This is a genomic window from Chelativorans composti (genome assembly GCF_039541695.1).
In the GTDB taxonomy this organism is placed as follows: domain Bacteria; phylum Pseudomonadota; class Alphaproteobacteria; order Rhizobiales; family Rhizobiaceae; genus Chelativorans; species Chelativorans composti.
The window spans coordinates 110,666-123,403 of the sequence record NZ_BAABGS010000020.1 but is presented as its reverse complement, the minus strand read 5'-3'; the positions used below and the strand labels follow the sequence as shown (position 1 = coordinate 123,403).

Here is a 12,738-nt window from a genome sequence, read left to right as displayed (position 1 = left end):
ATGTTGCCCGATCTCCTGTTTGAGCCGGTTTGCAGCCGTTGCGCCAAAAAGCCGAGACCTGCCCCGGTATCCGGGGCAGGCTCGCGTTTTCGGGTTTGCAACGTTCTGCCTGGTTTCCACCCTAAGTCTTTTGTTCTCAGCCCTTGAGCGCTTCCACGAGCGTCTTCCCGATGCGTGCCGGCGACGGCGACACCCGGATGCCCGCGCGCTCCATGGCTGCAATCTTGCTTTCCGCATCACCCTTGCCGCCGGAAACGACGGCGCCGGCGTGGCCCATCGTGCGTCCCTTCGGAGCCGTGCGGCCCGCGATGAAGCCGGCCATCGGCTTCTTGCGGCCGCGCTTGGCCTCGTCGATCAGGAACTGGGCGGCATCTTCCTCGGCCGAGCCGCCGATCTCGCCGATCATGATGATCGACTCGGTGGCCGGGTCGGCAAGGAACATCTCCAGCACGTCGATGAACTCGGTGCCCTTGACCGGGTCGCCGCCGATGCCCACGGCCGTTGTCTGGCCGAGGCCCTCGCGGGTCGTCTGGAAGACGGCCTCATAGGTCAGCGTGCCGGAGCGGGAGACGATGCCCACGGAACCCTTCTTGAAGATGTTGCCGGGCATGATGCCGATCTTGCATTCCTCGGCGGTGAGGATGCCCGGGCAGTTGGGGCCCACGAGCCGCGAATTGGAGCGGTCCAGGCGAGCCTTGACCCGCACCATGTCCAGCACCGGAATGCCTTCGGTGATGCAGACGATGAGCGGAATGTCGGCCTCGATCGCCTCGATGATCGCGTCGGCAGCGCCTGCCGGCGGAACGTAGATCACCGTGGCGTCGGCGCCGGTGCGCTCCTTGCCCTCGGCGACGGATGAGAAGATCGGCAGCGTCTGGCCGCTGGACGAGGTCCAGGTCTCGCCGCCCTTGGCCGGATGGATACCGCCGACCATCTTCGTGCCGTAATAGGCCAGCGCCTGTTCGGTGTGGAAGGTGCCGGTCTTGCCGGTCAGGCCCTGGACGAGAACCTTGGTGTCTTTGTTGATCAGGATGGACATTATTTCCGGTCCTTTGAAACTTGTCAGATCTGGCGATTGACTGCCTTCGCGGGGCGCCGGCGCTTCACTCAAGAGGAAGCGCCCGCCTGTTGCGCTCAGGCTGCGTTCACTGCCTTGACGATTTTCTGGGCCGCATCATCCAGATCGTCGGCCGAAATCACGTTCAGCCCGCTCTCGTTGATGATCTTCTTGCCCAGGTCCACATTCGTGCCCTCCAGTCGAACGACCAGCGGTACCTTCAGACCGACCTCCTTCACCGCCGCAATCACGCCTTCCGCGATTACGTCGCAGCGCATGATGCCGCCGAAGATGTTGATGAGGATGCCCTTCACGGCCGGATCGGCGGTGAGGATCTTGAACGCCGCCGTGACCTTCTCCTTGCTGGCGCCGCCGCCAACGTCGAGGAAGTTCGCCGGCTCCGCGCCGTAGAGTTTGATGATGTCCATCGTGGCCATGGCGAGACCGGCGCCATTGACCATGCAGCCGATGTTGCCGTCGAGCGCCACGTAGGCCAGATCCCACTTGGAGGCCTCGATCTCCTTCGGATCCTCCTCGGTCGTGTCGCGCAGCTCACGGATCTCCGGATGGCGGAACAGCGCGTTGTTGTCGAATGACACCTTGGCGTCGAGGACGCGCAGGCGGCCGTTCTTCATCACGATCAGCGGGTTGATCTCGAGCAGGCTCATATCCTTCTCGACGAAGGCCTGGTAGAGGATCGGGAACAGCTTCTCGCCGTCCTTGGCGGCTTCGCCCTCGAGCTTCAGCGCCGCCACCAGCTTGGCCACGTCATCCGCCGTCACGCCCTTCTCCGGGTCGATCGGCAGCGTCAGAATCTTCTCCGGCGTATCGTGCGCCACCTGCTCGATGTCCATGCCGCCCTCGGTGGAGACCACGAAGGCGACGCGGCCGACGCTGCGGTCAACGAGCAGCGACAGGTACAGCTCGCGGTCGATGTCGGCGCCATCCTCGATGTAGAGGCGGTTCACCTGCTTGCCGTCCGGACCGGTCTGGGCGGTGACCAGCGTCCTGCCCAGCATCTCCTTCGCATTGGCGACAACTTCCTCGACGCTCTTGGCGAGGCGGACGCCGCCCTTGGCGTCCGGTCCGAGTTCCTTGAACTTGCCCTTGCCGCGACCGCCGGCATGGATCTGGCTCTTGACCACGTAAAGCGGGCCGGGAAGCGACTTGGCGGCAGCCTCGGCCTCATCGGCGGAAAAGATGACGACGCCCTCGGCTACCGGCGCGCCGTAACCCTTGAGAATCTGCTTGGCCTGATACTCGTGAATGTTCATGCCGCTGACATCCTACTTCTTGAGGCTGGGGGCGATTTCGGCGCAGGCGCTGCAGAGGCTCTTCACCGCGTCGACCGAATGGTCGAACATCTTGCGCTCGGTCTCGTCGAGGTTGATCTCTACGACCTTCTCCACGCCGTTCGCGCCGATGATGACCGGCACGCCGACATAGATGTCCTTCAGGCCGTACTCGCCGTTGAGGTGGGCAGCGCACGGCAGCACACGGCGCTGATCCTTGAGGTAGCTCTCGGCCATGGTGATGGCCGCCGCCGCCGGGGCGTAGTAGGCCGAGCCGGTCTTGAGCAGGCTGACGATTTCGGCGCCGCCGTCACGGGTGCGCTGCACGATCTGGTCGAGCTTCTCCTGCGAGGTCCAGCCCATCTTGACGAGGTCCGGGAGCGGGATGCCGGCGACGGTGGAGTAGCGGGTCAGCGGCACCATCGTGTCGCCATGGCCGCCGAGCACGAAGGCCGTCACGTCCTTGACGGACACCTTGAACTCCTCGGCGAGGAAGTAGCGGAAGCGGGCGGAGTCAAGCACGCCGGCCATGCCGACAACCTTGTTCTCCGGCAGGCCCGAGAACTTCTGCAGGGCCCAGACCATCGCGTCGAGGGGGTTGGTGATGCAGATGACGAAGGCGTTCGGGGCGTACTGCTTGATGCCGGCACCCACCAGCTCCATGACCTTCAGGTTGATGCCCAGCAGGTCATCGCGGCTCATGCCGGGCTTGCGCGGCACGCCGGCGGTCACGATGCAGACATCCGCGCCTTCGATGGCCGAGTAGTCATTCGCGCCGACATAGCTGGCATCGAAACCATCGATCGGCGAAGACTCGGCGATATCGAGTCCCTTGCCCTGGGGAATGCCTTCGGCGATGTCGAACAGGACGACGTCACCAAGTTCCTTGAGGCCAGCCAGATGGGCGAGCGTACCGCCGATCATGCCTGAACCGATGAGAGCAATTTTCTTGCGAGCCATGTAGTCGAATCCTCTAGCGACGCGCCTGGGCAGGGGCTGCACAGGCAGAAACTTCGGCACGCGGAAAGACAATATGTCCTCCCGTTTCAGCCAACTGCCATATAGGGCTGGCTGCAAAAATTCAACGTATTATTTCGGACGTAAGTTTTTCAATCGTTTAGAAGTGTACAGATTTACGTTAACGTAAGAGTTTTTGCGGCTGCGATGTTAATCTGTGAGTAAAGCTTGCTCAAAAAACCGTCACCCGGCCGCGGCGGCTGCCGCGCTGGTCTCCTGCCATTCCTCGCTCTGCATCTCGGTCAGTCGGGATGCCGTGCGTGCGAACTCGAAACTTTCGGTTCCTGTTTTGGCAATATAAAGGCGGTCGGGCGCGGCGGCGGCCGAGAGCACCACGCGGGTCCGTGCTTCGTAGAGCGTGTCGACGAGCAGGATGAAACGCTTGGCCGCATTCCGCTGCGGCAGGTCCATGACGGGAATGTCGTCGATGAAAAGGGTCTTGTACCGCTCCACGAGCGCCTGGTAGTCGCGCGCTCCGAGCGGGGCCTCGCACAGTTCGGCGAAGCTGAAGCGGGCAGCGTCGCCCGCGGCCCGGGGTACCGGAATGCCGCGGCCCATGACGGTCACCGTCTCCGTCCTGACCTCCCGGCCGTTCACGACGGTTTCCCATGCCTGGTCCATCATCCGTTCGGTCTCCGGCCCGAGCGGGGTGAGGTAGACGGGCAGGCGGTTGAGCTTTTCCATCCGGTAGTCGGTGTCCGCCGCCAGATGCAGCACCTTCACGTGATCCTTCAGGATCTTGATGAAGGGCAGGAAAAGGCCGCGGTTGAGGCCGTCCTTGTAGAGATCGTCCGGATCGACGTTGGAGGTGGCGATCAGCACCACGCCGTTCTCGAACAGGCTGGAGAACAGGCGCGAGAGGATCATGGCGTCTGCGATGTCGGTGACGGTGAACTCGTCGAAGCACAGCACCCAGGCTTCCTGCGCCAGTTCCGCCGCCACCGGCGGAATGGGATCCGTCTCTTTCGTCTTGCCGTCCTTCAGTGCCTGGCGGTGCCGGGCGATCCGGTCGTGCACGTCCGCCATGAACACGTTGAAGTGGACCCGCCGCTTCGCCCGGGCCGGCACGATCTGGTAGAACAGGTCCATCAGCATGGACTTGCCGCGTCCGACCTCGCCGTGGATGTAGAGGCCGGTGATGGGCTCGTTGGTCTTCTTGCCCTTGCCGAACAGCCAGCCCAGCGCGCGGGATTTGCGCGCCATCCGCTTCTCGCGGATGCGATCGACCAGCAGGTCGAGCTCGCGGACGACGCGCTCCTGCGCCGGATCCCGCTTTATGGCTCCCTTTTCAACCAGATGATCGTATTGCTGCGCGACCGTGAGATGCGTGGACAGGCCATCACGCACTTTCATGGGCAAGTTCCGTCATCAATATAAGCTTCAGGCAGCCTCCCAATACAGGGAAGGCTGCCCGATGTCGCGCGAAATTTTCGCCGTGCCGGCTGGTGGCGTTCCGCCTATCGGGAAAGCGATATCGGCTGGCCCATTGACGTCTGGCCGCTGAAGGACCCGCTGCCGGTGGAGGACAGGCGGGCCACAACGTCGCCGTTTTCATTGTAGAGCGTCAGTTGGCTGCCCTGGACGTTCCACGACTTCACGCCGTCAAGCGGGGCGGGGCAGCGCAGCGGGCCAGCGCGGTAGCCCTGGCCGAACTTGGTTTGCGGCGTGGCGACACGGCAATTCTGGCCCGCGACGTTCACGTTCCACACGCCGGCAACACTGCTCGGCATGAGGGCGGGACCCGCGGCTGGGGCGCCCGGCTCGAGCGCGGCGACGTCGGTCGTCTGAGAAGGCGCTTCGGGGAACGCATTGGGTGCCGTGGGCGATGACGGGGGCGGCAGTGGCGTATTGCTGACCGTGCCGGACGGGGCGGGCGTCAGCGGCGGGGGCGCCGCAGGCGCCGGAGAAAAGCGGCTGGAACCGCAGCCCGCCAGCGCGAGCGAAAGGAGTGAAACGACAAAAATTCCGGATTTCGTGCTGAACATCCGCTTCTCCGTACCTGTACTGTCCTTGTGCCCCCGGCCAGAGAATGTCCAAGTCCCAGGATGAACACAAACTTTGGGTCTATGTTACTCTTACAAGAGCCTTCCGCCGCATTCAATGTGTTAAGGAGATTTGGGAAGACAAGCTCTCGGGATTGTGGGGAATAAGGAAGTTTTTTCCGTGCCGGTACCGCCAGTTTGGAAACGGTCCGGTGAAGCCTTTCAGTTTCCGGACCTGGACGGTTCACGTCACGGCTTCTGTCGGTCATGCCCGGGAATTTTCATTCGTTGCACTTTGGCGGGCAAACGTGGAACTGGTATTTTCCGACATCATCCGCCATATAGGCCCCAGACCCGAACGGGACAGGTGCAGTCATGGTTGAACTGGCGCGTTTCGCGAAGATGAATGGGCTTGGCAACGCCATCATTGTTGCCGACATGCGGGGACGCAAGGACCGCGTCACCCCGGAGGCTGCGCGCGCGCTGGCCGAGGACCCGGTCACCCGCTTCGACCAGATCATGGCCATCCACGACCCTGTCACCCCCGGCACGGACAATTATATCGAGATCTTGAACTGCGACGGAAGCCAGGCCCAGGCCTGTGGCAACGGCACCCGCTGTGTCGTGCAGGCGTTGGCAGGCGAGACCGGACGCACCAGTTTCACCTTTGAGACGAAGGCGGGCATCCTCACCGCCGAGGAGCACGAGAACGGCCTCATTTCGGTAGACATGGGCAAGCCCCGCTTCGGCTGGAAGGACATCCCGCTCGCGGAGGAATTCGCAAATACCCGCCGCATCGAGTTGCAGATCGGTCCGATCGACGCGCCTGTCCTGCACTCGCCCTCCGTCGCCTCCATGGGCAATCCCCATGCGATCTTCTGGGTCGATAGGGACGTGAACGAATATGCGCTCGACCGCTTCGGCCCGATGTTGGAGAACCACCCGATCTTTCCCGAGCGCGCCAACATCACCATCGCGCAGGTAACGAGCCCTAGCTCCCTCACCATGCGCACCTGGGAGCGTGGTGCGGGCCTCACGCTCGCCTGCGGCTCCGCCGCCTGCGCGGCTGCCGTCAGCGCCGCCCGCACCGGCCGCACCGGCCGCCGCGTAAAGGTCACGCTGCCCGGCGGCGATCTGGAAATCTTCTGGCGCGAGGACGACCACGTCATCATGACCGGCCCTGCCGAGTGGGAATTCTCCGGTCGCTTCGATCCTGCGACTGGCGCGTGGGAGCGGGAAACGGAAGGCGCGGCCTGATGGCGATCGAAGTCCTGACATTCGGCTGCCGCCTGAACACTTACGAATCCGAGGTGATCAGGCGCGAGGCGGGCGCCGCCGGTCTCGACGCCCTCGAGGGCGGCGCTATCGTCGTCAACACCTGCGCGGTGACCGCCGAGGCGGTTCGCCAGGCGCGGCAGGCGATCCGCAAGGCGCGCCGCGAGAACCCGAACGCGCGCATCATTGTCACCGGCTGCGCGGCGCAGACCGAGCCTGGCACCTTTGAGGCCATGGAAGAGGTCGACCTCATCCTCGGCAATGAGGAGAAGCTAAAGGCCCAGAGCTACCGCGCACTGCCTGAGTTTGGCGTGAATCAGTTCGAGAAGGTGCGCGTCAACGACATAATGGAAGTGCGCGAGACGGCCTCCCACATGGTCGAGGCCATCGAGGGCAGGGCTCGCGCCTTCGTTCAGGTGCAGAACGGCTGTGACCACCGTTGCACCTTCTGCATTATTCCGTATGGCCGCGGCAATTCCCGCTCGGTGCCCATGGGCGCGGTGGTGGACCAGGTCCGCAAGCTGGTCGAAAACGGCTATGCCGAGGTGGTCTTGACCGGCGTGGACCTGACCAGCTTCGGCGCCGATCTTCCTGGCAGCCCGCGCCTTGGCAAGCTGGTGCGCACCATCCTGCGCAATGTGCCGGAGCTGAAGCGCCTGCGCCTGTCCTCCATCGACTCAATCGAGGCCGATGCCGAACTCATGGCCGCGTTGGCCGAGGAGGAGCGGCTGATGCCGCATCTGCACCTTTCGCTGCAGGCGGGCGACGACATGATCCTGAAGCGCATGAAGCGCCGCCACCTGCGCGCCGATTCCATTCGCTTCTGCGAGGAAGTCCGCCGCCTGCGCCCGGACATCGTGTTTGGCGCTGACATCATCGCGGGTTTCCCCACCGAGACCGAAGAGATGTTCGAAAACTCGCTGCGCATCGTTAACGAATGCGGCCTGACCCATCTCCACGTCTTCCCATTCAGCCCGCGCAAGGGTACCCCGGCAGCCCGCATGCCGCAGGTGCCCCGCGAGGTGGTGAAAGAGCGCGCCGCGCGTCTGCGCGAGGCGGGCGACCGGGCCTATCGGAAGCATCTGGCCTCTCTCACCGGCACGCGCCAGCGCATCCTGGTGGAGCGCGAAGGACTCGGGCGGACTGAAGGTTTCACCCTCGCTGCGGTACCGTTCGGCGAGCCGGGGGAGATTGTCGAGGCCCTGATCGAGGGCAATGATGGTGAGCGTCTGGTCGCGGCGCTGGATCGCGCGGCTTGAAGGTAGGGTTTGATGGCACTCGACTTCATCAGGAAGGTATTCTCGTTCGGCACGACGGAGGCGGAGGAAAAGCCAGCGCCCGAGACGGAAAAGCCTGCACCGGAAGAGGCCGCAGCGCCTTCCGAGGCGGAAGCGCCCACGCCGCTGGAAACCCGCGCCCGGCCGGAACCCGAAGCGGAGTCCGCTCCAGCGGACTTGACGGGCGAACCCGCGTCTGAACCCGCCGCTTCTGAGCCTGAGCCTGAGCCTGAGCCTGAGCCTGAGCCTGAGCCTGAGCCTGAGCCCGAGGCTGTGGCCGAGGTTGACCCGAGTACAGCAGTCGGGGCTGCATCCGCGCCGGAAACGGGACAGCCCGCGCGCCTCGTTGTCTCCGAAACCGTTGCAGCCAAGATCGAGGAAGACCAGACCGCTCCGGTCGAGGAGCCGCGCAAGACGTGGTTCCAGCGCCTGCGCGAGGGCCTGTCCCGTTCTTCCCGCGAACTGCGCGAGAGCATTGCCGGCATCTTCCTCAAGCGGAAGCTGGATGAGGACACCCTGCAGGAACTGGAGGATGTGCTGTTGCGCGCCGATCTCGGCATGGAAACGGCGATGCGCATCACCGACACACTTGCTTCCGGCCGCTATGGCAAGGACATCACCGGCGCCGAGGTGCAGGCCGTCATGGCCGCCGAGATAGAGAAGGTACTGGCCCCGGTGGCCAAGCCCCTGGAACTTGACCTCTCACACAAGCCGCACGTGGTCCTCGTCGTCGGCGTCAACGGCACCGGCAAGACAACCACCATCGGCAAGCTCGCGGCGAAGCTCACCGCCGGCGGCCTGAAGGTCACGCTCGCTGCGGGCGACACCTTCCGCGCCGCGGCCATCGAACAGCTCAAGATCTGGGGTGAGCGCACGGGCTCCGAGGTTGTCTCCTCACGCCTCGGCGCGGATGCCGCGGGCCTCGCCTACGAGGCTTACGAGCGTGCCAAGGCATCAGGTTCCGATGTGCTCATCATCGATACCGCCGGCCGCCTGCAGAACAAGGCCGAGCTTATGGCGGAGCTCGCCAAGATCGTGCGCGTGCTCGGCAAGCATGATCCGGAAGCGCCTCACACTGTCTTGCAGACGCTTGATGCGACGACGGGGCAGAATGCCCTCAATCAGGTCGAAATCTTCCGCAATGTTGCGGGCGTTACCGGCCTGGTGATGACCAAGCTGGACGGCACCGCGCGCGGCGGCATCCTTGTCGCCATCGCCGCCAGGCACAAGCTGCCCGTCCACTTCATCGGCGTGGGTGAGGGCATCGACGATCTGGAACCTTTCTCGGCCGGCGATTTCGCCAAGGCCATCGCGGGAGTGGCATGAATGAGCGACAAGACCATTTTCGAGCGTGACCCTGCCGCCGATCCCAAGCGCCAGGAGATCAACCCGCTCCTGAAGCTCGCACTGGAGCTCGGGCCGCTGCTGGTCTTCTTCTTCGCCAATTCGCGCGGGGAATGGATTGCGGAGAAGTTGCCGGCGCTGGCTTCGCTCGGCGGTCCCATTTTCATCGCCACCGCGCTCTTCATGGTGGCGACGGGCGTCGCGCTGCTCGCCTCGTGGCTGCTCACCCGCACCCTGCCCATCATGCCGCTGGTGTCGGGCATCGTGGTCTTCGTCTTCGGGGCGCTGACGCTCTTCCTGCAGAACGAGACCTTCATCAAGATGAAGCCCACCATCGTCAACGCCCTGTTCGCGGCGGTGCTGCTGGGTGGCCTTGCCTTCGGCAAGTCGCTGCTGGGCTATGTCTTCGACTCGGCCTTCAAGCTGGACGCGGGAGGCTGGCGCAAACTTACCCTCCGCTGGGGCCTGTTCTTCATCTTCCTGGCTGTCGCCAATGAAGTGGTGTGGCGGACCTTCTCGACAGATACCTGGGTTGCCTTCAAGGTCTGGGGGATCATGCCCATCACGATCATCTTCACGATGAGCCAGATGCCCCTGATCATGCGTCACACGGTGGACGACTCCCGCGCCGACTCCTGAGCTTTGAGTCCGTCCGCCTGCGCCTTCCGGGCCGCCTCGATGGCTGCCGCAACCGTCGCCTCGAAGCTCACCTCCGGTTCGCGCACGCCCTGCACATGCAACAGCCGCCGCGCCTGCGGGGTCGCGCCCACCAGATAGACTTTCGCGCCTCGCCGTCCGGCCTTGGTCGCGAAGCCCTTGATGGTCGAAGCGCCCGTGGAATCAAGCAGGCTCGCCTCCGACAAGTCGATCACATAGGCCTTCGGCGCCTCGCCGATGCGGTCCAGAACGCTGCCGACGCTGGCCGCAGCACCAAAGAAGAACGCACCGGAGATCTTGTAGACGACGATGTCCTCGGCGGTGCGGATATCCTGCGAGTAGCGGTGGCTGCCCCCGACCGTGTCGGCCTCGTCGGCATCGATGAGCGCATGGGAATCGCTTTGCACCGAGACCGAGGTGGACATGCGGTGCAGGAACAAGAGGGCGCTGATGGCAAAGCCGATGACGATGCCCTCGGTGAGGTCGCGGAAGATAACCAGCAGGAAGGTGAGGATGACCACCACCGCATCGCCCTTCGAGCTGCGCACGAGGGCGGCGAACTGGTGCCGTTCGGCCATGTTCCACGACACGACCACCAGGATAGCCGCGAGTGCCGCCAGCGGAATGTAGAAGGCGAGCGGTGCTGCCACCAGCATGAAGACGAGCAGGAACAGCGAGTGCAGCATGCCCGAGATCGGGCTGCGCGCGCCCGCGCGGATGTTGGAGGCGGTGCGGGCGATCGTGCCCGTCACGCAGATGCCGCCGAACAGCGCCGAGCCGATGTTGGCGACGCCCTGCGCCACCAGCTCGCAGTTCGAGCGGTGCCGGCCGCCGCTCATCGAGTCGGCCACCACGGCGGAGAGCAGACTTTCGATCGCGCCGAGCAGCGTGAACGACACGGCTGCCGGGAGCACCTCGAGCACCTTGTGCATCGAAAGGTCGGGAAGCTGCGGCATCGGCAGGGACTGCGGAATGCCGCCGAAGCGGGTGCCGATGGTTTCGACCGGCAGGTCCAGTCTCCAGGCGACCAGCGTGGCCGCGGCCACGGCGATCAGGAATCCTGGCCAGTGCGGCTTGTACTTGCGCAGGACGACGATCAGTGCCACCGACAGAACCGCCAGCGTGACGGTCGCAATGTTCATGGTGGGCAGCGCGGCCGTGAGTACCTGCAGCTTCGGCAGCAGCGGGCCCGGCTCCGGCTCAGGCAGCGTCAGACCGAAGAAGTCCTTAAGCTGGCTCGACAGAATGATAACCGCGATGCCGGCGGTGAAGCCCACCGTTACCGGATAGGGAATGTACTTGATAAAGGTGCCGAGGCGTAGGTAGCCGATCGCCATCAGCATGAAGCCGGACAGGAACGTCGCCAGGATCAGCCCATCGAGCCCGTAAGCCTGCACCGTGGCGAGCACCAGCACGATGAACGCGCCTGCCGGTCCGCCGATCTGGAACCGGCTGCCGCCCAGCGCCGAGACGAGAAAACCGCCGATGATCGACGTGTAGAGACCCCGCTCCGGCGACACGCCCGAGGCGATCGCGATCGCCATGGAGAGCGGCAGTGCGATGATCGCCACGGTAATGCCGGCGATCGCATCGGCCCTCAGCTTGTCGAGGGAATAGCCTTCCCGCAGGACGGTAATCAGCTTTGGTGTGAAAAGTTCAATGAAACCAGCGTTTTGCGTGCGCGCTACCATGCTTCGCCCCAGATTTGCGGGGCAGGGTGCATGACAGCGGCCTGTCCCGCATCAGTTGTCGACGCCCCGAGCCACAGAGGCTTCCTTCAGGCGAACGCCGCGTCCGCTGCCCGTGCTGGGCGCATTCTCTCCAATGAGTTCCACGCCAGCTGCGTCTAATGCCTCGATGACCTTTGTCAGGGTGTCCACGACACCGCGAACGTTTCCCTCGCTCGCTTCCATCCTCTGGATGGTCGGAAGCGATACTCCGGCCATTTCGGCGAGCGTCTTCTGGTCAATTCCCAGAAGCGCGCGGGCGGCGCGTAGCTGTGCAGCGGTGATCATAAGGCGCTCTCGTCGAATACGGGTGATATAACAAGTTCAAATGCTGATGTCTAGAACATCAGTGTTTCTGTTTTAAGTTGGAATGGTGGTGTTTGAGCCATCCGCGCAGAAGTTCGCCCGTTGGCCGGCGCGATAGCTCGCCATGTCATTGATTCCATGCGGCTTTTCCTCAGATGAAACGCCAGACGGTGGTGCGCTTGACCTCGGCGTCTTCCAGCGCGCGGGTGACGGGCACCGAATAGACGGCCAGTTCCTCGAGCCCGTCCTTGGGGCGATAGGCCCGGCCGGGGTCGCCGACCAGAACCTCGATGCCTCTCTGGCGCAGTTCGCCGAACCAGGGCAGCAGCCGGTCGGTCATCGGCTTTTCGTAGAATACGTCGCCGGCCAGCAGCACGTCGAAGCCCTCCGTGCGGCCGATGCAGTCCTCGTCCGTGACGGCGAACTGTACGCCGTTGGCCTCCATGTTCACCCGGCAGGCAACGATCGCGAACGGGTCAATGTCCGTGGCGGTGACGGCAGCCGCACCTGCCTTGCAGGCTGCAATCGCAACCAGGCCGGAGCCGCTCGCGAAATCCAGCACCCGTTTGCCACGCACGGTCTCGGGATGGTCGAGCACATAGCGGGCAAGCCCCTGTCCGCCTGCCCAGGCGAAGGCCCAGAAGGGCGGCGGCACCCCGGCTGCCTCCAGCTCTTCCTCCGTCTTGTGCCAGAGATCGAAGGCTTCGTGTGCGAGATGCAACCGGATCTCCGGGACGTGCGGCGGCGCCTGCAAGGCGGTGTTCGCCAGGATGAACTCGCGCGCGCCGTCCGGAGTGATCATGC

The 12,738-nt window shown here is 64.2% G+C and carries 12 protein-coding genes; 4 read left to right on the top strand and 8 right to left on the bottom strand.

Annotation, left to right across the window (positions count from 1 at the left end; all coding sequences use genetic code 11):
• Positions 1-136: 136 nt before the first annotated feature.
• From sucD to ABD906_RS08010, 5 genes are all read right to left on the bottom strand, one after another.
• Complete coding sequence (sucD, locus tag ABD906_RS08030) at positions 137-1,039, bottom strand: succinate--CoA ligase subunit alpha (protein WP_345098983.1); 903 nt, start codon at positions 1,037-1,039, stop codon at positions 137-139.
• 95 nt (positions 1,040-1,134) lie between these two features.
• Complete coding sequence (gene sucC, locus ABD906_RS08025) at positions 1,135-2,331, bottom strand: ADP-forming succinate--CoA ligase subunit beta (RefSeq protein WP_345098982.1); 1,197 nt, start codon at positions 2,329-2,331, stop codon at positions 1,135-1,137.
• A 12-nt stretch (positions 2,332-2,343) separates the two neighbouring features.
• Positions 2,344-3,309, bottom strand: a complete 966-nt coding sequence (gene mdh, locus ABD906_RS08020; protein WP_345098981.1) for a malate dehydrogenase — start codon at positions 3,307-3,309, stop codon at positions 2,344-2,346.
• A gap of 240 nt (positions 3,310-3,549) precedes the next feature.
• The gene (gene zapE, locus ABD906_RS08015) at positions 3,550-4,719 is read right to left on the bottom strand and encodes a cell division protein ZapE (RefSeq protein ID WP_345098980.1); all 1,170 of its coding nucleotides are present in this window, start codon (positions 4,717-4,719) and stop codon (positions 3,550-3,552) included.
• A gap of 104 nt (positions 4,720-4,823) precedes the next feature.
• Complete coding sequence (locus ABD906_RS08010) at positions 4,824-5,351, bottom strand: AprI/Inh family metalloprotease inhibitor (RefSeq protein WP_345098979.1); 528 nt, start codon at positions 5,349-5,351, stop codon at positions 4,824-4,826.
• Between the two features lie 372 nt (positions 5,352-5,723).
• Between ABD906_RS08010 and dapF the strand changes: the two genes are divergently transcribed.
• From dapF to ABD906_RS07990, 4 genes are read left to right on the top strand one after another with little or no spacing between them, the layout of a single operon-like run.
• Entirely contained in the window at positions 5,724-6,605 is an 882-nt protein-coding gene (dapF, locus tag ABD906_RS08005) for a diaminopimelate epimerase (protein ID WP_345098978.1), read from the top strand.
• Entirely contained in the window at positions 6,605-7,882 is a 1,278-nt protein-coding gene (gene mtaB, locus ABD906_RS08000) for a tRNA (N(6)-L-threonylcarbamoyladenosine(37)-C(2))-methylthiotransferase MtaB (protein WP_345098977.1), read from the top strand. The genes dapF and mtaB overlap by 1 nt, the downstream gene beginning before the upstream one ends.
• A gap of 12 nt (positions 7,883-7,894) precedes the next feature.
• Positions 7,895-9,226: a signal recognition particle-docking protein FtsY gene (gene ftsY / locus ABD906_RS07995; protein WP_345098976.1), complete on the top strand. Its 1,332-nt coding sequence runs from the start codon at positions 7,895-7,897 to the stop codon at positions 9,224-9,226.
• Positions 9,227-9,883: a septation protein A gene (locus ABD906_RS07990; RefSeq protein ID WP_345098975.1), complete on the top strand. Its 657-nt coding sequence runs from the start codon at positions 9,227-9,229 to the stop codon at positions 9,881-9,883.
• On the opposite strand, the gene ABD906_RS07985 is transcribed toward ABD906_RS07990, so the two are convergent.
• From ABD906_RS07985 to ABD906_RS07975, 3 genes are all read right to left on the bottom strand, one after another.
• On the bottom strand, positions 9,850-11,592 hold the full coding sequence (locus ABD906_RS07985) for a SulP family inorganic anion transporter (protein WP_345098974.1): 1,743 nt from the start codon (positions 11,590-11,592) through the stop codon (positions 9,850-9,852). The genes ABD906_RS07990 and ABD906_RS07985 overlap by 34 nt on opposite strands.
• A gap of 51 nt (positions 11,593-11,643) precedes the next feature.
• On the bottom strand, positions 11,644-11,916 hold the full coding sequence (locus tag ABD906_RS07980; RefSeq protein WP_345098973.1) for a helix-turn-helix domain-containing protein: 273 nt from the start codon (positions 11,914-11,916) through the stop codon (positions 11,644-11,646).
• Between the two features lie 169 nt (positions 11,917-12,085).
• Complete coding sequence (locus ABD906_RS07975) at positions 12,086-12,736, bottom strand: class I SAM-dependent methyltransferase (protein ID WP_345098972.1); 651 nt, start codon at positions 12,734-12,736, stop codon at positions 12,086-12,088.
• Positions 12,737-12,738: the final 2 nt, after the last annotated feature.

Excerpts from the sequence above, each read along its gene's own strand:
- sucD (WP_345098983.1), bottom strand. The coding sequence starts at position 1,039 with ATGTCCATCCTGATCAACAAAGACACCAAGGTTCTCGTCCAGGGCCTG.
- sucC (WP_345098982.1), bottom strand. The coding sequence starts at position 2,331 with ATGAACATTCACGAGTATCAGGCCAAGCAGATTCTCAAGGGTTACGGC.
- ABD906_RS07975 (WP_345098972.1), bottom strand. The coding sequence starts at position 12,736 with ATGATCACTCCGGACGGCGCGCGCGAGTTCATCCTGGCGAACACCGCC.
- dapF (WP_345098978.1), top strand. The coding sequence starts at position 5,724 with ATGGTTGAACTGGCGCGTTTCGCGAAGATGAATGGGCTTGGCAACGCC.
- ABD906_RS07990 (WP_345098975.1), top strand. The coding sequence starts at position 9,227 with ATGAGCGACAAGACCATTTTCGAGCGTGACCCTGCCGCCGATCCCAAG.
- ABD906_RS08010 (WP_345098979.1), bottom strand. The coding sequence starts at position 5,351 with ATGTTCAGCACGAAATCCGGAATTTTTGTCGTTTCACTCCTTTCGCTC.
- ABD906_RS07980 (WP_345098973.1), bottom strand. The coding sequence starts at position 11,916 with ATGATCACCGCTGCACAGCTACGCGCCGCCCGCGCGCTTCTGGGAATT.
- zapE (WP_345098980.1), bottom strand. The coding sequence starts at position 4,719 with ATGAAAGTGCGTGATGGCCTGTCCACGCATCTCACGGTCGCGCAGCAA.
- ABD906_RS07985 (WP_345098974.1), bottom strand. The coding sequence starts at position 11,592 with ATGGTAGCGCGCACGCAAAACGCTGGTTTCATTGAACTTTTCACACCA.
- ftsY (WP_345098976.1), top strand. The coding sequence starts at position 7,895 with ATGGCACTCGACTTCATCAGGAAGGTATTCTCGTTCGGCACGACGGAG.
- mtaB (WP_345098977.1), top strand. The coding sequence starts at position 6,605 with ATGGCGATCGAAGTCCTGACATTCGGCTGCCGCCTGAACACTTACGAA.
- mdh (WP_345098981.1), bottom strand. The coding sequence starts at position 3,309 with ATGGCTCGCAAGAAAATTGCTCTCATCGGTTCAGGCATGATCGGCGGT.